Raw genomic sequence first — 18872 nt, forward strand, 5'->3', positions numbered from 1 at the left:
CCTGGCAACTGGGTGAAGGCTTCTCCAAGCCCGACCAGTCCAAGTTCCACGTCGTCGCCTACGACTTCGGCATCAAGACCAATATCCTGCGCCTGCTGGCCGACCGTGGCTGCCGCCTGACCTTGGTGCCCGCGCAAACCAGCGCCGAAGAAGTCCTGAAGCTCAATCCCGACGGCGTGTTCCTGTCCAACGGCCCCGGTGACCCCGAGCCTTGCGACTACGCCATCGACGCCACGCGCGTGTTCCTGGACAAGAAGCTGCCGGTGTTCGGCATCTGCCTGGGCCACCAGATCATGGGCCTGGCCGTGGGCGGCAAGACGCTCAAGATGAAGACGGGCCACCACGGCGCGAACCATCCCGTGCAGGACTTGCAGTCCAAGCGCGTGTTCATCACGAGCCAGAACCACGGCTTCGCAGTGGATGCCGCCAGCCTGCCGGCCAATGCGCGCGTGACGCACGTGTCGCTGTTCGACGGCACGCTGCAAGGCTTCGAGCTCACCGACCGCCCGGCCTTCTGCTTCCAGGGTCACCCCGAAGCCAGCCCGGGTCCGCACGACATCCTTGAACTGTTCGACAAGTTCATCGCCCTGATGTCCGGCCAAAAGTAAAGATTGCATCATGCCCAAGCGTACAGACCTAAAAAGCATACTCATCATCGGCGCCGGCCCCATCATCATCGGGCAGGCCTGCGAATTCGACTATTCCGGCGCACAGGCGTGCAAGGCGCTCAAGGCCGAGGGTTACCGCACCATCCTGGTGAACAGCAACCCGGCCACGATCATGACGGACCCGGAAACGGCCGACGTCACCTACATCGAGCCCATCACCTGGCAAGCCGTCGAAAAGATCATCGAGCGTGAAAAGCCCGATGCGCTGCTGCCGACCATGGGCGGCCAGACCGCGCTGAACTGCGCGCTGGACCTGGCCCACCACGGCGTGCTGAAAAAGCACAACGTGGAACTGATCGGCGCCAACGAGCACGCCATCGAAAAGGCCGAAGACCGCCAGAAGTTCAAGCAGGCCATGACCGACATCGGCCTGGAATCGGCCAAGTCGGGCGTCGCCCACAGCATGGACGAAGCCTGGGAAGTGCAGCGCCGCATCGCGGCCGAAGTCGGCACCTCGGGTTTCCCGGCCGTCATCCGCCCCAGCTTCACGATGGGTGGTTCGGGCGGCGGCATCGCCTACAACGCCGAAGAATTCGAAACCATCTGCCGTCGCGGCCTGGAAGCGTCGCCCACCAGCGAACTGCTGATCGAAGAGTCGCTGCTGGGCTGGAAGGAATTCGAGATGGAAGTGGTCCGCGACAAGGCGGACAACTGCATCATCGTCTGCTCGATCGAAAACCTGGACCCGATGGGCGTGCACACCGGTGACTCGATCACCGTGGCGCCGGCTCAGACGCTGACCGACAAGGAATACCAGATCATGCGTAACGCATCGATCGCGGTATTGCGCGAGATCGGTGTGGATACGGGCGGCTCGAACGTGCAGTTCGCGGTCAACCCGCGCGACGGCCGCATGATCGTCATCGAGATGAACCCGCGCGTGTCGCGTTCGTCGGCGCTGGCGTCCAAGGCCACCGGCTTCCCCATCGCCAAGGTCGCCGCGCGCCTGGCCGTGGGTTACACGCTGGACGAGCTCAAGAACGAAATCACCGGCGGCGCCACGCCCGCCTCGTTCGAACCGTCGATCGACTACGTCGTCACCAAGGTGCCGCGTTTCGCGTTCGAAAAATTCCCCACCGCCGACGCGCGCCTGACCACCCAGATGAAGTCCGTGGGTGAAGTCATGGCCATCGGCCGCACCTTCCAGGAATCGTTCCAGAAGGCGCTGCGTGGTCTGGAAGTCGGCGTCGACGGCCTGAACCAGAAAACCACCGACCGCGAAAAGCTGCAAGTCGAACTGGGCGAGCCCGGTCCGGAACGCATCTGGTACGTGGGCGACGCCTTCGCGCAAGGCTTCACGCTGGACGAAGTGCACAACATCACGCACATCGACCCGTGGTTCCTGTCGCAAATCAAGGAAATCGTCGACATCGAACTGGCGCTGGAACAAAAGACGCTGGCCGACCTGGATTACGCCACCCTGTGGGAACTGAAGCGCCGCGGTTTCTCCGACCGCCGCCTGGCATTCCTGCTGGATTCGGCCGAGTCCGAAGTGCGCAAGCTGCGTCACCAGCTGAACGTGCGCCCGGTCTACAAGCGCGTCGACACCTGCGCCGCCGAATTCGCCACCCGCACCGCCTACATGTACTCCACGTACGAAGAAGAGTGCGAATCCGCCCCCACCGATCGCAAGAAGATCGTGGTGCTGGGCGGCGGCCCGAACCGGATCGGCCAGGGCATCGAATTCGACTACTGCTGCGTGCATGCCGCGCTGGCGCTGCGCGAAGACGGGTACGAGACCATCATGGTCAACTGCAACCCGGAAACCGTGTCCACCGACTACGACACGTCGGATCGCCTGTACTTCGAACCGCTGACCTTGGAAGACGTGCTGGAAATCGTCCACAAGGAAAACCCGGTCGGCATGATCGTCCAGTACGGTGGCCAGACCCCGTTGAAGCTGGCGCGCGCCCTGGAAGCCAACGGCGTGCCGATCATCGGTACCAGCCCGGAATCCATCGACGTCGCCGAAGACCGCGAACGCTTCCAGAAGCTGCTGAACAAGCTGGGCCTGCGTCAACCGCCCAACCGCACCGCGCGCACCGAAGGCGAGGCCCTGGCCCACGCTACCGAAATCGGCTACCCGCTGGTTGTGCGTCCCAGCTACGTGCTGGGCGGCCGCGCCATGGAAATCGTGCACGAGCAGCAAGACCTCGAACGCTACATGCGCGAGGCCGTGAAGGTCAGCAATGACTCGCCCGTGCTGCTGGACCGCTTCCTGAACAACGCCACCGAAGTGGACGTGGACTGCCTGGCCGACGGCGAAACCGTCTTCATCGGCGGCGTCATGGAACACATCGAGCAGGCCGGCGTGCACTCGGGTGACTCGGCGTGCAGCCTGCCGCCTTACTCGCTGTCGGCGGACGTCATCGCCGAGATCAAGCGCCAGACCACGATGATGGCCAAGGCCTTGAACGTCAGCGGCCTGATGAACGTGCAGTTCGCCATTCAAGGCGGCGACGTCTACGTGCTGGAAGTGAACCCGCGCGCTTCGCGCACGGTGCCTTACGTGTCTAAGGCCACCGGCCTGCAACTGGCCAAGATCGCCGCGCGCGCCATGGCCGGCCAGACGCTGGCGGCGCAAGGCATCACGAAGGAAGTCGTGCCGCCTTACTTCTCGGTCAAGGAAGCCGTGTTCCCGTTCGTGAAGTTCCCGGGCGTGGACACCATCCTCGGGCCGGAAATGAAGTCGACCGGCGAAGTGATGGGCGTGGGCATGAGCTTCGGCGAAGCCTTCGTGAAGTCGCAGCTGGCCGCTGGCGTGCGCCTGCCGGATTCCGGCACGGTGTTCATCAGCGTGAAGAACCAGGACAAGCCCCGCGCCGTGGAAGTGGCGCGCGGCCTGCACGCCCTGGGCTTCAAGCTGGTCGCCACGCGTGGCACGGCAGCCGAGATCGAAGCGGCCGGCATTCCTGTGCAAGTGGTGAACAAGGTCACTGAAGGTCGTCCGCACATCGTCGACATGGTGAAGAACGGCGAAATCGCGCTGGTCATCAACACCGTCGAAGAGCGTCGCAACGCCATTGTTGATTCGCGCACCATCCGCACGCAGTCGCTGGCGGCTCGCGTCACCTTCTTTACCACCATCGCTGGCGCCCGCGCCGCGGTCGAAGGCATGCAGTACCTGCGCCAGGGCCTGGGCCTGCAGGTGTATCCGTTGCAGGATCTGCACGCATCGCTGTTGAAGAACTGAAGCTCTGAAAGAGGGTGCGCGGCTGAAGCCAGCTGCGTGCGCTTGATGTAGGATGCCGGGGCGGCCCTTGTAAAAGAGGGTCGCCCCTTTTTCATTCCTGCTTTTTCATCTCTGCTTACGGCGATCCATGAACCGAGTCTTCATTACCGGCGCCAGCAGTGGCCTGGGCCGCGCCCTGGCGCAGCAGTACGCCGCATCCGGCGCCACGCTGGGCCTGCTTGGCCGGCGCGAAGACGCGTTGCGCGAGCTGGCCGCCAGCCTGCCCGGCGAACACCGCTGCTATGCCGTGGACGTGCGCGACCGCGCGGCCTTGCACGCGGCCGCAGCCGATTTCATCGCGTTTTGCCAGGGCAGGGTGGACGTGGTCATCGCCAGCGCCGGCATCAGTGCGGGCACGCTGACCGAGCACGGCGAAGACTATGACGTGTTCAAGGCCATCGTCGATACCAACCTGCTGGCCACTGTCGCCACCTTCGAGCCGTTCGTGGGCGCCATGCGCGCGGCGGGCGCCGGACGGCTGGTGGGCATCGCCAGCGTGGCCGGCGTGCGCGGCCTGCCGGGCGCGGGCGCCTACAGCGCTTCCAAATCCGCCGTGGTGACCTACTGCGAAAGCCTGCGGCTGGAACTGGCGGCCGACGGCATCCGGGTCGTGACGATCGCCCCCGGCTACATCAAGACCGCCATGACGGCGAAGAACCCGTATTCGATGCCCTTCCTGATGGAAGCGGACGCCTTTGCGCAGCGCGCGCATGCCGCGATCGAGCGCGGCACGTCGTATAAGGTGATTCCGTGGCAGATGGGCGTGGTGGCCAAGCTGATGCGCCTGTTGCCCAACGCCGTGTATGACAAGCTGGCGCGCAACGCGCCGCGCAAGCCGCGTAAAGCGGAGTAGGTTCCGCTTTACGCCCAGCGCGGTTGCCGCTTACGGCACCACGTCGTCGCCGACTTCGTCGGCCACGTGCCCCACATCGCCCCAGTCCAGCACTTCCCACTTGCGGCCGTGCACGGCGACGCGGTTGATGCTGACGTTCAGCAGCGCGGCATCGCGCGGCGCGTTCAGCGGCACGCCCGACGCGTGGCGCCAGATGATGTCCAGCACGCCGCCGTGGGTGAACAGCAGGATGCGCTCGCCGTCGTGGCGGCTGGCGATGTCGTCCACCGTCGAGATCACGCGCGACTGGAACTGGCCCAGCGTTTCGCCGCCATCCAGCGGGCGCAACGGATCACGGCTTTTCCAGGCGGCCGCGGCTTCGGGGGCCTGAACGTCAATGCGATCGTGGTCCAGGCCTTCCAGCACGCCGAAGCCGCGTTCGCGGATGCCGGGCTCCACGCGCACGCGCAGGCCCAGTTGTTCAGACACGGGCACGGCCGTGGCGTGGGCGCGCTGCAGATCGCTGCTGTAGATGGCGTGGATCGGCGTGTGGCGGGCTTCTTCGCGCAGGCGCGCGGCCAGCAGGCTGGCCTGGTTGACGCCGAATTCGTTCAGGGGGATGTCTTGCCAGCCTTGCAGGCGGCGCTGGCGGTTCCAGTCGGTTTCGCCATGGCGGATGAACCAGATTTCAGTCATTGGATCGTGGTGCGGGAGTAAGGCTTAGAGCTGGGCCGGCGTGATCGCCGCGCGCGGCTTCCAGATGGTTTGAATGATCGAGCTTAACGCGACCAGCGCGGGCTCGCTAGCGCGCTCATAGGGCAGGATGAAGCCTAGCATGGCGTCCACGCGGGCCTGGCCCCACACGATGAAATCGTTGGACGCGGCGCCGGCCAGGGCGGTTTCCTCGCGCAACAGCGCGCAGCCCGCGCCGGCGCGCACCAGCGCATCCAGGTTGGCCTGGTCGTCGTGCTGCATGACGATGCGCGGCGACAGGCCGTGGCGTTCGAACATGTCGCGCAGCAGCAGATGGGTGTGGCAGCCGGACGGCCCGTCCAGCCAGGGCAGTTGCGCCACTTCCCGCCATCCGCCGCGCTTGAGCACCGCGGCGTGTTCTTTCGGCATGGCGATGCGGTAGCGCACGCTGCGCAACGGCAGCCACAGCACGCCACGCGGCGGGTTGGCGGCGATGGTCAGCGCGGCAGGCAGGCGGCCCGTGCTGACCTGTTCGGCCAGCGTGGCGGCTGGCAGCGTCTGGGTCTTCAGTTCCACCAGCGGCAGCCGCTGATTCACGGCAAAGGCCAACTCGCCCAGGCGCAGGAAATCCGGCATTTCGCTGGGCACGCCCAGTTCCACGACCCCGTGCAGGCTGCCTTGCAGTTGCTGCGCTTCGGATTTGAGTTGCGCGCCCAGCACCAGCAGGGATTCCGCCGTGGGCAACAGCACTTCGCCCGCCTTGGCCAACGCCAGCCGGCCGCCGCTGCGGTCGAACAGCGCCACGCCCAGGCTTTGTTCCAGGGCCTTGATCTGCGCGGTGACCGCGGGCTGGGTCAGCGACAGCGCCTCGGCCGCCTTCGTCAGGTTGCCCAGCCGGGCGACCGTGACGAAGGCACGGATCTGATAGATTTCCATGGCCGCAAGTTTAGGCCGCGAGCAGCCGGACTTGGGTAGGCTCCAATCCGATCGACACCGGCGCGCCGGCAGGGAAGGGCGACAATCCGGCCAGGTGCGACTGGTCGGCGGTCAGCCGCTGTTCGCCGATCAGCACCTGATAGCGCGTGAATTCGCCCAGGAATTCGCTGCTTTCGACGACGCCCGGCAGCCAGACGTAGCGCGCATCGCCCAGGCCGTCCGCCATTTCGATCTGCACCGTGTGGGGCCGGAAGCTGGCCGCCAGCCGGGACGCCGCCGGCGCCTCGGCCGTCAGCGGCAGGTGCAGGTCGCCAATGCCTTCCACCGCCAGCACCACGCTGCCGCTGGTGCGCTCGCGCACATCCCCTTCCAGCACGTTCATCGTGCCCACGAAGTTGGCCACGAAGCGGTTCACCGGATAGTCGAACAATGTGCTGGGCGCGCCGATCTGCTGGACCACGCCGTGGTCCAGCACCGCCATCCGGTCAGCGGTGGTCATCGCCTCTTCCTGGTCGTGCGTGACGAAGATGGTGGTGATGCCTAGGCGCCGCTGCAGGCTCAGCAAGTCCTGGCGCATCTGCACGCGCAGCTTCTTGTCCAGGTTGGACAGGGGCTCGTCCAGCAGCAGCACCTGCGGCTCGATGACGATGGTGCGGGCCAGCGCCACGCGCTGCTGCTGCCCGCCGGACAACTGGTTGGGGCGGCGCTTGCCGTATTGCGACAGGCCCACCAGCTCCAGCGCCGCTTCCACCTTGGCGCGGATTTCCGCCTTGGGCAGCTTGCGCTCGACCAGACCGAACGCCACGTTGTCCCACACCGTCATATGCGGCCACAGCGCGTAGTTCTGGAACACCATGCCGATGTTGCGGTCCCAGGGCGGCGTACCGCTGATGTCCTTGCCGTCCACCAGCAACTGTCCCGCGCTGTGCCGGTTGAAGCCGGCGATCAGCCGCAGCAGCGTGGACTTGCCCGAGCCCGACGGGCCCAGCAAGGCGAAGAATTCGCCGGGCTCGATGTTGATGTTCACATCCTTGAGCACCTCCGTCTTGCCGTAGGACAAGCGGATGTTGCGGCATTCGACGCTGACTTTCTTCATGCTGATTCCCCTTCATTGCGTGCCGGACGCTGGCGCGACTGCGCGCGCTCCACCAGCAAGTGCGATACATACGTGCCGATGGCCACCGCGGCCACCGCCAGCACGCCCAGCGCGGCGCCCGGGCCCCGGCCCGCCGCGCTTTGCATATACAGATAGATGCCGTAGCTCATGGGCGCCTGGCTGTCTTTGGTGACAAGCATGATGGTGGCCGAAAGCTCGACCGCCGCCGTCACGAAACTGGTCACGAAGCCCGCCAGCATGCCGCCGGCCATCAACGGCACCACCACGCGCCGTATCGTGCTCATGCGGGTGGCGCCCAGCGACTGCGCGGCTTCCTCCAGCGAGACGTTGATCTGCTGCAGCGACGCCACGCAGGAACGCAGCGCGTAGGGCAGCCGCCTGACCGAGTACGCGATCATGATGATGATCCACGACGAGGTCAGCAAGGTGCCGGTGCCGGGCAGCTCGATGCCGCGGAACGTGCGCAAGAAGCCGATGGCCAGCACGATGCCGGGGATCGCCAGCGCCGCCGATGCCATGAAATCCAGCCACTGACGCGCCGGCAGGCGGGTGCGCAGCATCAGGTAGGCGATGGCGGTGCCCAGGATCACGTCCACGCCCGCGGCCAGCCCGCAATAGAGCAGGGTGTTGGCGATCATGCCCTGGGATTCGGAGAACACCGCCGAGTAATGGGCCAGCGTATACCCGTCGGGCAGCGGCGCGAAGCTCCACACGCTGGCCAGCGACAGCAGCAGCACGCCCATGTGCGGCGACAGCACCAGCATCAGCACCAGGATGATCCACCCGTAGGCCAGCACGCTTTCCAGCGGACGCAGCGTGCGCTTCTGGATGGAATTGCCGCCCTTTTGCAGGGTGGAGTAGTCGCGGCCCTTGAGCACGCGTGCCGACAGCCACAGCGCCAGGATCGAGAACGCGATCATGATCACGCTGATCACGTACCCCAGGGGGTCTTCCAGCCCCACCTGCGTGATGCGCAGATAGGCCTGCGGGGCCAGCATGTTGGTCGTGCCCAGCACCAATGGCGTGCCCAGGTCGTCGAACACCTTGACGAACACCAGCGACGTGCCGGCCACATAGCCCGGCAACGCCAGCGGGAAGATCACGCGGCGGAACAGCCGGAACCCGCGCGAGCCCAGGTTGAAGGCGGCTTCCTCCATGGCGCCGTCGATGTTGCGCAGCGCCACCACCAAGTTCATCAGGATGAACGGGAAGTAGTGCAGGGCCTCGACGAAGATGACGCCGTTCAATCCTTCCATGAAGGGGATCGTGAACCCGAACCAGTCGTTGAGCAGCAGGTTGACGCTGCCCGAGCGGCCGAAGATCAGCTGCATCGCGACCGCGCCCACGAAGGGCGGCATGATCAGCGGCAGGACGCCCAGCGTCTGGATGATCAGCGCGCCGCGGAACTCGAAGCGCACGGTGAAGTAAGCCAGCGGGACGGCGATCAATGACGCCAGCAGCGCGGACCAGCCCGCCACGTACAGGCTGTTGAAGAAGGCCTCCTTCATCAGCGGCTGGTTGAAGAACGCGCCGAAGTGACCCATCGTGAGGCTGCCGTCGGCGTTCACGAAGGCGCTGTAGAACACCGTGCCCACCGGCACGGCCAGGAAAAGCAGCAGAAAGCCGAACACCAGCAGCGCCGTCAATACGGGGCCGGCGGGCAGGCGTGAGTGGCCCGAAGAATTCATCGAGATTCCCGAAATCGTTGCCAGGGGACCGCGGCGGGGCGCAGGGGAGCGATCCCGTGCGCCGCCGCGCGCGTCATGCGGGTTAGAGCGCCGCGGCCTGCTTGGCCAGCTTGACGGCTTCTTCGTAGTTCGCCTTGGACTTGCCGTTCCACTCGCCTTCCAGCTGGGTGATCTGCTGGTTCACGGCGGCGTCCTTCTTGTTGCCGGCGAAGATCGCCAGGAAGGCCGGGTCGGCGGCTTTCTTGCCGTCGACCAGCGGTGCCCAGGTCAGCTTGCGCGCCTGCGCCAGCAGCTCGGCGGCGCGGCCGCTCTTGGCCTTGTCGCCCAGCTTGGCTTCGGCGTCGTAGATCGCCTTGGTGGCGGCCTGCAGTTCCTTCAGGCGGAACGTGACGGTCTGGTCGTACAGCGATTGGACGACGTAGTAGCGCGTCTGCGACAAGTCGGCGTTGAATTGCACCTTGCTTCGCTTGGCGATCTCGGCCGGGTCGGGATAGCCCGCCGGCACCTTGCCGGCCAGCGCCGAATACGGCAGCACCGGCAGCCGCGAGATCTTCGGTTCAAGCAGCAGTTCCTGGCCGGCCTGGCTGAGCGTGAAGGCAATGAACTTCTTGCCTTCCTCGGTGTTTTTCGCGCCTTCGATCAGCGCGATGTTGGCCGGCACGATGGCGGTTTCGGAGGGGTAGACAAATTCGACCGGGAACTTCGAATACTTGCTGGACAGGCCGAAGAAGTCGATGACCGGGCCGGCGCCGAACTGGCCGTTGTTCACGCCGTCCGGCACGCCGAACGAGCGCTCGGTGACGGCGCTGCTGTTGCCCGACATGCGCAGCAAGGTGCTCCAGCCCTCGTCCCAGCCTTCGCCCTGCAGGATGGTCTCCACCGTCAGGTGCATCGTGCCCGAGCGCGAAGGCGAGGTGATGCCGACGTGGCCGAACCACTGGGGCGACAGCAGGTCCTTCCATTCCACCGGGGCGGGGATCTTGTGCGCCGCGATATAGCGCGTGTTGTAGACGATGCCGTAGCCCGCCAGCGCCTGCCCCAGGTACATGCCGCCGGGGTCGTTGATGGGGTAGTTGCCGATCTTGTCCGGCACGTCCTTGTTCGCCACGTCGGACGACTTGGCCAGCAGCTTGTCGCGGCCCAGCACTTCGAAGGCGTCCGGCGCGCTGGCCCAGAACACTTCGGGACGCTGGCCGGGGGGCGTTTCGCGCACATAGGCGATGCCCGACACCGTATTCTTGTTCAGGATTTCCAGCGTGATGCCGGGATTGGCCTTTTCGAAGGCGCTCTTGTAGGCCTGGGTCAGGTCTTTGGGAAACGACGTGATGACCGTGACGGTGCCGGCCAGGGCCGGTGCCGCGCAGGCGGCCAGCAGGGCTCCTGCAAGGGCGGTGCGCATTGCATGCATGGTTTGTCTCCGTAGTTTTTGATTTGTCCGGAGACAGTAATGTCTGACCTGCTATGCGTCCAATCAGAAATTTTGATGCGCGTCATCAGTGCGGGTGCCTGGGGGCCGGCACCCGCCGCCTGCCGTCGCGTGTCAGGCCGTCGTCGAGACGCCGCCTTTTGCGGCGCGCGCCTGTTGCGCCATCACTTGCGCGATCTGGCCTTGGATCTGCACCGCTTGGCCGTTCAACGCCAGCAGCTGTTGCGCCTTCATTTCGTCGGACATCCCGCTGGCCTTGACCTTGGCGATCTGGTCCATGACCCGCTTGAGCTGCTTCTGCAGTTCCTTGATCTGGCGGGTGTACTCATCGTCATTGTCGGTTTCTTCGCTGGCGCTCGTGGCGCCCACATTCATCCCGCCCGGCGCATTGACGCGAACCTTGCCGTCAGCGGTGAGCGAGGTCGCGTCGCCGCCCGTGGCCGACTTGGCTTCCTTGTTGGCCTGGATCCGTTCGGCCCACAGGTCGGCCAGCGGATTGTTCCGGGAGATGCCGTTGATGGGGGTAGTCGCCATGGTTGCTCCTGCTGCCAGGTTGGATTTCGGGGTTTCCACTAATACGGCATTCTGGCGGCAAACTTAAACGTTGCCGCCCCTTCGCGGCCCCATTTACACTGGCGCCCGCTCACACCCAACACCTATTTTGGGAAACCCATGTCCAATTCCTATTTTCCGCGCTGGCGCCTGGCGGACGACGCCGAGCCGGGCGTCATCATCGCGCCCGACGAACGGCTGTCCTGGCCCAAGAACGTCGCCATGGGCGCGCAGCACGTGGTGGCGATGTTCGGCTCGACCGTGCTGGCGCCGCTGCTGATGGGTTTCGACCCCAACGTCGCCATCCTGATGTCCGGTATCGGCACGCTGATCTTCTTCCTGTTCGTCGGCGGCCGCGTGCCCAGCTACCTGGGGTCCAGCTTTGCCTTCATCGGCGGGGTGATCGCGGTCACGGGGTATGCCGGCGGCGGGGCCAACGCCAATATCGGCGTGGCGCTGGGCGCCATCATCGCCTGCGGCCTGGCTTATACGCTGATCGGCGTCATTGTCTGGATCGTCAATGCGCGTGCCGGCGGCGGCGCCAATTGGATCGATACGTTGATGCCGCCTGTCGTGACGGGCGCCGTCGTGGCCGTGATCGGCCTGAATCTGGCGCCCATCGCGGCCAAGGGCGCCATGGGCGCCTCGGGCTTCGACACCTTCATGGCCCTGGTCACCATCGTCTGCGTGGGCGGCATCGCCGTCTACACGAAGGGCATGGTCCAACGCCTCTTGATCCTGGTCGGACTGATCCTGGCTTGCGTGGTGTACGCGGTGTTGGCCAACGGCATGGGCATGGGCAAACCCATCGACTTCTCGGGCGTGGCCGCCGCGGCCTGGATCGGCCTGCCGCATTTCGCCGCGCCGGTGTTCAAAGCCGAGGCGATGGGCCTGATCGTGCCGGTGGCCATCATCCTGGTGGCTGAAAACCTCGGCCACGTGAAGGCGGTCAGCGCCATGACCGGCCAGGACCTGGACCGCTACCTGGGCCGCGCCTTCGTCGGCGACGGCGTGGCCACGATGGTCTCGGGCGCCGTGGGCGGCACCGGTGTCACCACCTACGCCGAGAACATCGGCGTGATGGCGGTGACCCGGATCTACTCCACGCTGGTGTTCGTGGTGGCGGCCCTGATCGCCATCGTGCTGGGCTTTTCGCCCAAGTTCGGCGCGCTGATCCAGACCATCCCGGGCCCCGTCCTGGGCGGCATGTCAGTGGTGGTGTTCGGCCTGATCGCCATCGCCGGCGCCCGCATCTGGGTGGTCAACCAGGTGGATTTCAGCGACAACCGCAACCTGATCGTGGCCGCCGTCACGCTGGTGCTGGGCGCGGGCGACTTCACGATCAAGCTGGGCGACTTCATGCTGGGCGGCATCGGCACCGCCACGTTCGGCGCCATCATCCTGTACGCCCTGCTGCGCCGCAGGAAGCCGGCGGCCGCCTGACCTTGGGGCCAGGCCCCGCGCAGGGCGGCCGTGCGGGTTACGACCTGGACAGCCGCGCTGCCTGCTTTGCCCCGGACACCCGGGCCGGCACCGCCTCGATCACCTGACCCGATTGCGTCTTGAACACCGCGGTGGCCTCCGACAGGCGCCGCGCCTGTTCCTCCATCGCGGAGGCGGCGGCCGACGCCTCTTCCACCAGCGCAGCGTTCTGCTGCGTCACTTCGTCCATTTGCGATACGGCCATGGTGACCTGGTCGATCCCGCCCGCCTGCTCGGCGGACGCGGCCGAGATCTCGCCCATGATGTCCGTCACGCGCTGCACCGATGCCACGATCTCCTGCATGGTCTGGCCGGCGGCCGACACCTGGGCCGAGCCGGCCTTGACGGTGTCCACGGACGCTTCGATCAGGGCCTTGATCTCCTTGGCCGCCTGGGCGGCGCGCTGCGCCAGCGTGCGCACCTCGCCCGCGACCACGGCGAATCCCTTGCCTTGCTCGCCCGCGCGGGCAGCTTCCACGGCGGCGTTCAACGCCAGGATATTCGTCTGGAACGCGATGCCGTCGATGACCGACACGATGTCGGAGATCTTGCGCGAGCTCTCCGAAATCCCCTGCATGGTGGCGACCACCTGGCCCACGTTGTCGCCGCCGCGCTGCGCGACCTGCATGCTGACAGCGGCCAGCTGGTTCGCCTGCGCGGCGTTTTCGGCGTTCTGCTTGACGGTGGCGGCAAGTTCTTCCATCGTCGCGGCGGTTTCTTCCAGGGCCGCAGCCTGCTCCTCGGTGCGGGTCGACAGGTTCGCGTTGCCGGCGGCGATCTCGGCCGCCCCCACGTTGATCTCCTCGACGCCCTGGCGCACTGACACCACCGTGCGGGTCAGGCCTTCCTGCATGCGCTTCAATGCGGCGAACAAGGCGCCGATCTCATTGTTGGAGCGGGTCTCGACCCGGGTGGTGAGGTCGCCGCCGGCGATGCGGTCGAAGTGCCGGCCAGCTTCTTGCAGGGGCTGCAACACCCCGCGCCGGATGAACGTCCAGCACAGGGCGGTCAGCAGCAGCGCGGCCGTCAACAGGGCGATCGCCGAGATCCGGGCATTGGAATAGGTGGCTTGCGAGCTGGCCAGCACGCCGTCGCTGCGCTCTTGTACGCGGGCGAGGAAGGTTTTCATGTCCCGGACGAAATTCGCGTCGGCCTGGCGGGTCTTGCCGACGTCCTGCTGGTACTTGGCCGGCGCGCGTTCCTTGATGGCCGCGCTTAGCGTGTCCAGCAGCGAGGCGTATTCCGTGAAGCGCCCCTGCAGGATCACCGCCAGCGCCTGGCCGCGTTCACTCTTGGGCACTTCCATGTATCGCGCGAAGCGCTCGCGGGCCTGCGCCAGTTCGCGGCCTGCCTCCTGTTCGGCCGTGCCGGCCTGTTCGGCATTGCCGGCCAGGATGCCTGCCAGCGCGTCGTCCAGCGCCAGCCGCGTGCGTAGCAGGGCTCCATTGGCTTCATAGAGCGGGTCGACCTGGTGCACCGCGACGGTATTCAGGTCTTCGATCTCGCGGACGCTATTGTCCGCATTCATCCAGCTCAACCCGCAGGCCAGCGCCAGCGCGATGACAAAGCACGCCAGCACCAGCAGCATGCCCGTACGGACTTTCAATTTTTCCAGCATGAGAGCTCCTCTTTCATGAACGCGATCTTCAGCGCGCAGGCAGGGGTTGCCCACCGGCCCTGCGGCTGAAGGGGCGGACGTCGAGCCGGATGACCGCGATGCGTCCGCCTGAAACTTGCAAGCACGCACAATCAATCGTTAACGCGGCAGCATCTGCCGCGTAGCCCGCAACACTTGAATAAGGAAAAGCGCCGGTTACCGCTTTTTGTATTTAATTGTTATTAGTCTTGCTACTTGTTAGTTATACCGTCGTTGTCGGTGTAGTCCGGCGGGTTTTTTTGTAAACCCAATATCGCGAATACAAAAAAACTATCGACAAGTATCTTTTACGCAACGTCCTCGGGGCGGCGTGAAGCCGACGCAAGGGGGGGCACCAAAGGATTTTTGAGGAAACCGCCGTTTTTAGCGGGTTACGGCGTTGAAATGCGCCGAAAAGCACGTTTTCTGCCGCGGCTTGCAATTCCGGTGGACTTTGACCACAATATGACTTTGATTGCCCCGGTTCCGACCCGAGCCGGGGTTTTGTTTTGGTCGTCCGCGCCGCAGGTCCTGCCCACAAGGCAGCAGACCGCATGCGCGCGCTTGGGTAACGACCTTCACCGAGAACGCTCCTTCGGGGCGTTTTTCTACTTTTGTTTGGGAAACGACATGTCTGCCATTCCTTTGACCGTGCGCGGGGCCGAGCGCTTGCAAGAAGAGCTCCACCGGCTGAAAACCGTGGAACGTCCTGCCGTGATTAACGCGATCGCCGAGGCGCGTGCGCAGGGTGATCTGTCGGAAAATGCCGAATACGATGCCGCTCGCGAGCGCCAAGGTTTCATCGAGGGTCGGATTGCCGAACTCGAAGGCACGCTTTCCAATGCCCATCTGATCGATCCGTCTTCGCTGGAAGCCGAAGGCCGCGCCGTGTTTGGCGCCACCGTCGACATCGAAGACCTGGATTCGGGCGACCGCGTGACGTACCAAATCGTCGGCGACGTTGAAGCCGACATCAAGTCGAACCTGATTTCCGTGTCGAGCCCGGTGGCGCGCGCGCTGATCGGCAAGAGCGAAGGCGATGTGGTCGAGGTCAAGGCCCCGGCCGGCGTTCGCGAGTATGAAGTTCTGGGCGTGCGTTACATCTAACGCATCAACCCTAGCAGGTAGCTGTCAAAACACCATGGTCCGAACCCTGCGTTCGTCTTGATTCCGCGGTACATTCGCGGATCGCTATGGTGGACCGGGCGCGTAAAGCGCCCGTTTTTGTGCCCAGCCTTACCTTTTCGTCGTCTTGCGGCTCGTGCCGCTGCGTGCCCCGGCCCGAAGGCTGAGCGCGCTGCCGGCGCGACGGGGAATGCCGTGGCCGCTGACGGTAGCGCGTTTGTTGCTGGGACGCATCGGCTTGCCGTTCTTATTGAGCTGGTCCTGCGGCACGAAGCGGGTTTTGGCCGGCTTGGGCTCTTCGGACTCGCTGCGGCGCGGACGCTTGCCCAAGGTCTTGCCTTCGGCGGCCAGCTTCTTGGGCGTGTAGGGCTCCGAGGCACGGCGCTTGGCAGGCGCTTCGGGCTCCATGGCGGCCAGCGCGGCGGGCTTGACGTTGCCGGCCAGCGGGCGGAAAAGAATCAGGGTCTTGCCCAGGTGGTGCACCGGGGCGCAAGACAGAGTGTCGCAAATCGTCGACAACATGGTGTCGCGGGCCTCGCGGTCGTCGCCACCGGCGCGTACCTTGATAAGGCCGTGCGAAGACAGTGCCAGGTCGATTTCCTTGAGCACGGCTTCGGTCAGGCCGTTGTCGCCAATCAGGACGACGGGGCGCAGGGGGTGGGCGGCGGACCGAAGGTCGCTGCGCTCACGAGAGGTAAGTTCTAATATAGGCATGCGTGGAATTGTACGGTAATGGCCAAGAATAAATTCTCTAAAGACTGGATTCACCAGCACATCAATGATCCCTATGTGAAGCTGGCGCAACAGAAGGGCTATCGGGCCCGTGGCGCGTTCAAGCTGATCGAGCTTCTGGACACTGAAAAGCTGCTGCGCCGGGGCGACCTGGTTGTCGATCTGGGCGCGTCGCCCGGCAGCTGGTGCCAGGTGCTGCGAGAGCGGCTGACCGGGCCGGGCGGCGTCGTGGACGGACGCATCATCGGGCTGGACATGCTTCCCATGGAGCCTATCGCAGGGGTGGAATTCATCCAGGGCGACTTCCGGGACGACGAAGTTCTGAAACAATTGGAAGACTTGGTCGGATCGCATGCCGTGGACCTTGTTATTTCAGATATGGCCCCCAACTTGTCAGGCGTGGGGATTGCCGACGCCGCGCGCATCCAGCATGTGTGCGATTTGGCGATGGAGTTTTCCCGCGCTCACCTCAAGCCCGACGGTGCTCTGATTGTCAAAGCCTTCCACGGCAGCGGTTTTTCGCAGATCGTGGAAAGCTTCAAGCAGCACTTCAAGCGGGTGGTCGAGCGCAAGCCGAAGGCGTCGAGGGCGAAGTCCTCTGAAACCTTTCTGGTTGCCCGCGATCTGAAGTAACCCCGGTCCGGGGCCTGTTGCTCCGGAACCCAAAAAAAACGCTACCTGCTTGGCGAGACAACGACCTAACAAATCACGAATCAGACGTAAATAAACGGGCCCCAGGGATCCCAGGACGCAATCGGGTCCAACAGGGTAGAATGGGCTATTGACATACTTGTGACTGTGCCATATGCGGGTGCGCGGTCGCCGGTCGGAATCGAAAGCAGGAGATCGACCTTGAATAATTCATTTTCGAAAGTCGCTGTCTGGATGGTGATAGCCCTCGTGCTATTTACCGTCTTCAAACAGTTCGACGGACGCGCTCAGACCCAGGACGGCGTGACCTACACGCAGTTCATGGACGACGCCAAGGCGGGACGTATCCGCAAGGTCGACGTTCAGGGCGACGTGCTGTACGTCACCCCGGACGCGGGCCGCGCCTATACGCTGACTTCGCCGGGCGACCTCTGGATGGTCTCCGATCTGCTGAAGTACGGCGTGCAGGTGTCGGGCAAGCCGCGCGAAGAGCAATCGTTGCTGATGAGCATCTTCGTGTCGTGGTTCCCCATGCTGCTGTTGATCGGCGTCTGGGTGTTCTTCATGCGGCAGATGCAAGGCGGCGGCAGGGGCGGCGCGTTCAGCTTCGGCAAGTCCCGCGCCCGCATGCTGGACGAAAACACCAACCAGATCACCTTCGCTGACGTCGCCGGCTGCGATGAAGCCAAGGAAGACGTCCAGGAACTGGTCGACTTCCTGCGCGACCCCAGCAAGTTCCAGAAGCTGGGCGGCCGTATTCCGCGCGGCGTGCTGATGGTCGGCTCGCCCGGTACCGGCAAGACGCTGCTGGCCAAGGCCATCGCGGGCGAAGCCAAGGTTCCGTTCTTCAGCATCTCGGGTTCCGATTTCGTTGAAATGTTCGTTGGCGTGGGCGCTGCCCGCGTGCGCGACATGTTCGAAAACGCCAAGAAGCACGCTCCCTGCATCATCTTCATCGACGAAATCGATGCGGTGGGCCGTCAGCGTGGCGCCGGCCTGGGTGGCGGCAACGATGAACGCGAGCAGACGCTGAACCAGATGCTGGTGGAAATGGACGGGTTCGAATCCGGCCAGGGCGTCATCGTGATCGCCGCCACCAACCGTCCCGACGTGCTGGACCCGGCATTGCTGCGTCCCGGCCGTTTCGACCGCCAGGTGGTTGTGCCGCTGCCCGATATCCGTGGCCGCGAACAGATCCTGAAGGTCCACATGCGCAAGGTCCCGCTGTCGCCTAACGTCGACGCGACCATCCTGGCGCGCGGCTGCCCCGGTTTCTCGGGCGCCGACCTGGCCAACCTGGTCAACGAAGCCGCCCTGTTCGCCGCACGCCGCAATGGCCGCACGGTGGATATGTCCGACTTCGAGAAGGCCAAGGACAAGATCATCATGGGCGCCGAGCGCCGCTCCATCGTGATGCCCGAAGAGGAACGCAAGAACACCGCGTACCACGAATCCGGCCACGCGATCGTTGCCCGCCTGCTGCCCAAGACCGACCCGGTCCACAAGGTCACCATCATCCCGCGCGGCCGTGCGCTGGGCGTGACGATGCAGTTGCCGGAAACCGACCGCTACAGCATGGACAAGGGCCGCTTGCTGTCCACCATCGCCGTGCTGTTCGGCGGCCGCATCGCTGAAGAGCTCTTCATGGACCAGATGACGACGGGCGCCTCGAACGACTTCGAACGCGCCACCGCCATCGCCCGCGACATCGTCACGCGCTACGGCATGACCGACGAACTGGGCCCCATGGTCTACGCCGAGAACGAAGGCGAAGTGTTCCTGGGCCGCAGCGTCACCAAGACGACGCACATGTCCGAAGCCACCATGCAGAAGGTGGACACCGAGATCCGCCGCATCATCGACGAACAGTACGGCGTTGCGCGCAAGATCCTGGAAGAGAACCGCGACAAGGTCGAAGTGATGACCTCGGCCCTGCTTGAATGGGAAACCATCGACGCGGACCAGATCAACGACATCATTGAAGGCCGTCCGCCGCGTCCCCCGAAGACGCCGCAAGGCCCGTCGGATTCGGCCGATACGCCGCCGACCACCGGCCTGGCGGCTGGCGGTAGCACGGCAGCAGCTGTCTGAGGTTTTTTGTC

Annotated in this window: 15 protein-coding genes; 7 read left to right on the forward strand and 8 right to left on the reverse strand. The window is 64.8% G+C overall.

All coding sequences use genetic code 11. The features are described 5' to 3' along the window. From ACO6D5_RS20155 to ACO6D5_RS20165, 3 genes are all read left to right on the forward strand, one after another. The coding region (locus ACO6D5_RS20155; RefSeq protein WP_485826339.1) for a carbamoyl phosphate synthase small subunit at positions 1–608 on the forward strand (608 nt) is incomplete at its 5' end. A gap of 10 nt (positions 609–618) precedes the next feature. Then, positions 619–3861 (forward strand): carbamoyl-phosphate synthase large subunit, encoded by a 3243-nt coding sequence (gene carB / locus ACO6D5_RS20160; protein WP_485826340.1) that lies wholly within the window; start codon positions 619–621, stop codon positions 3859–3861. 127 nt (positions 3862–3988) lie between these two features. Beyond that, positions 3989–4753 (forward strand): SDR family oxidoreductase, encoded by a 765-nt coding sequence (locus ACO6D5_RS20165; protein WP_485826341.1) that lies wholly within the window; start codon positions 3989–3991, stop codon positions 4751–4753. A gap of 30 nt (positions 4754–4783) precedes the next feature. Here ACO6D5_RS20165 and ACO6D5_RS20170 read toward each other — a convergent pair whose 3' ends face one another. The 6 genes from ACO6D5_RS20170 to ACO6D5_RS20195 all read right to left on the reverse strand — a co-directional run bounded on the left by ACO6D5_RS20170 (position 4784) and on the right by ACO6D5_RS20195 (position 11126). After that, a complete protein-coding gene (locus ACO6D5_RS20170) occupies positions 4784–5428 on the reverse strand; it encodes a histidine phosphatase family protein (protein ID WP_485826342.1) in 645 nt (214 codons plus the stop codon). A gap of 24 nt (positions 5429–5452) precedes the next feature. Beyond that, on the reverse strand, positions 5453–6361 hold the full coding sequence (locus tag ACO6D5_RS20175) for a LysR family transcriptional regulator (protein WP_315527519.1): 909 nt from the start codon (positions 6359–6361) through the stop codon (positions 5453–5455). Between the two features lie 10 nt (positions 6362–6371). After that, entirely contained in the window at positions 6372–7457 is a 1086-nt protein-coding gene (locus tag ACO6D5_RS20180) for an ABC transporter ATP-binding protein (protein WP_006222872.1), read from the reverse strand. Then, complete coding sequence (locus ACO6D5_RS20185) at positions 7454–9166, reverse strand: ABC transporter permease (RefSeq protein WP_485826343.1); 1713 nt, start codon at positions 9164–9166, stop codon at positions 7454–7456. The genes ACO6D5_RS20180 and ACO6D5_RS20185 overlap by 4 nt, the downstream gene beginning before the upstream one ends. Positions 9167–9248: 82 nt before the next feature. Beyond that, the gene (locus ACO6D5_RS20190; protein ID WP_485826344.1) at positions 9249–10574 is read right to left on the reverse strand and encodes an extracellular solute-binding protein; all 1326 of its coding nucleotides are present in this window, start codon (positions 10572–10574) and stop codon (positions 9249–9251) included. A 132-nt stretch (positions 10575–10706) separates the two neighbouring features. Next, complete coding sequence (locus tag ACO6D5_RS20195; RefSeq protein ID WP_315527513.1) at positions 10707–11126, reverse strand: FlxA-like family protein; 420 nt, start codon at positions 11124–11126, stop codon at positions 10707–10709. Positions 11127–11264: 138 nt separating this feature from the next. On the opposite strand from ACO6D5_RS20195, the gene ACO6D5_RS20200 reads away from it, so the two are divergent. Next, entirely contained in the window at positions 11265–12587 is a 1323-nt protein-coding gene (locus tag ACO6D5_RS20200; protein WP_315137719.1) for a solute carrier family 23 protein, read from the forward strand. A gap of 37 nt (positions 12588–12624) precedes the next feature. Here ACO6D5_RS20200 and ACO6D5_RS20205 read toward each other — a convergent pair whose 3' ends face one another. After that, entirely contained in the window at positions 12625–14244 is a 1620-nt protein-coding gene (locus ACO6D5_RS20205) for a methyl-accepting chemotaxis protein (RefSeq protein ID WP_315527510.1), read from the reverse strand. Between the two features lie 648 nt (positions 14245–14892). Here ACO6D5_RS20205 and greA point away from each other — a divergent pair. Further along, complete coding sequence (gene greA / locus ACO6D5_RS20210) at positions 14893–15369, forward strand: transcription elongation factor GreA (RefSeq protein WP_006222879.1); 477 nt, start codon at positions 14893–14895, stop codon at positions 15367–15369. A gap of 129 nt (positions 15370–15498) precedes the next feature. Here greA and ACO6D5_RS20215 read toward each other — a convergent pair whose 3' ends face one another. Then, positions 15499–16101 carry a YhbY family RNA-binding protein gene (locus ACO6D5_RS20215; RefSeq protein ID WP_315527506.1) on the reverse strand — a complete coding sequence of 201 codons (603 nt, stop codon included), beginning with the start codon at positions 16099–16101 and terminating at the stop codon, positions 15499–15501. Between the two features lie 18 nt (positions 16102–16119). Here ACO6D5_RS20215 and ACO6D5_RS20220 point away from each other — a divergent pair, with 18 nt between their 5' ends. Continuing rightward, positions 16120–16752: an SAM-dependent methyltransferase gene (locus ACO6D5_RS20220; RefSeq protein ID WP_315527504.1), complete on the forward strand. Its 633-nt coding sequence runs from the start codon at positions 16120–16122 to the stop codon at positions 16750–16752. Between the two features lie 219 nt (positions 16753–16971). Next, positions 16972–18861, forward strand: coding sequence for an ATP-dependent zinc metalloprotease FtsH (ftsH, locus tag ACO6D5_RS20225; RefSeq protein ID WP_006222882.1), 1890 nt, complete (start codon positions 16972–16974; stop codon positions 18859–18861). Positions 18862–18872 lie beyond the last annotated feature (11 nt).

This window comes from Achromobacter sp. (assembly GCF_057314935.1).

What these genes read in the sequence shown, in the direction of transcription:
- ACO6D5_RS20215 (WP_315527506.1), bottom strand. Translation starts at nt 16,101, where the DNA reads ATGCCTATATTAGAACTTACCTCTCGTGAGCGCAGCGACCTTCGGTCC.
- ACO6D5_RS20190 (WP_485826344.1), bottom strand. Translation starts at nt 10,574, where the DNA reads ATGCATGCAATGCGCACCGCCCTTGCAGGAGCCCTGCTGGCCGCCTGC.
- ACO6D5_RS20175 (WP_315527519.1), bottom strand. Translation starts at nt 6,361, where the DNA reads ATGGAAATCTATCAGATCCGTGCCTTCGTCACGGTCGCCCGGCTGGGC.
- carB (WP_485826340.1), top strand. Translation starts at nt 619, where the DNA reads ATGCCCAAGCGTACAGACCTAAAAAGCATACTCATCATCGGCGCCGGC.
- ACO6D5_RS20200 (WP_315137719.1), top strand. Translation starts at nt 11,265, where the DNA reads ATGTCCAATTCCTATTTTCCGCGCTGGCGCCTGGCGGACGACGCCGAG.
- ACO6D5_RS20180 (WP_006222872.1), bottom strand. Translation starts at nt 7,457, where the DNA reads ATGAAGAAAGTCAGCGTCGAATGCCGCAACATCCGCTTGTCCTACGGC.
- ACO6D5_RS20205 (WP_315527510.1), bottom strand. Translation starts at nt 14,244, where the DNA reads ATGCTGGAAAAATTGAAAGTCCGTACGGGCATGCTGCTGGTGCTGGCG.
- ACO6D5_RS20195 (WP_315527513.1), bottom strand. Translation starts at nt 11,126, where the DNA reads ATGGCGACTACCCCCATCAACGGCATCTCCCGGAACAATCCGCTGGCC.
- ACO6D5_RS20185 (WP_485826343.1), bottom strand. Translation starts at nt 9,166, where the DNA reads ATGAATTCTTCGGGCCACTCACGCCTGCCCGCCGGCCCCGTATTGACG.
- ACO6D5_RS20220 (WP_315527504.1), top strand. Translation starts at nt 16,120, where the DNA reads ATGGCCAAGAATAAATTCTCTAAAGACTGGATTCACCAGCACATCAAT.
- greA (WP_006222879.1), top strand. Translation starts at nt 14,893, where the DNA reads ATGTCTGCCATTCCTTTGACCGTGCGCGGGGCCGAGCGCTTGCAAGAA.
- ACO6D5_RS20165 (WP_485826341.1), top strand. Translation starts at nt 3,989, where the DNA reads ATGAACCGAGTCTTCATTACCGGCGCCAGCAGTGGCCTGGGCCGCGCC.
- ACO6D5_RS20170 (WP_485826342.1), bottom strand. Translation starts at nt 5,428, where the DNA reads ATGACTGAAATCTGGTTCATCCGCCATGGCGAAACCGACTGGAACCGC.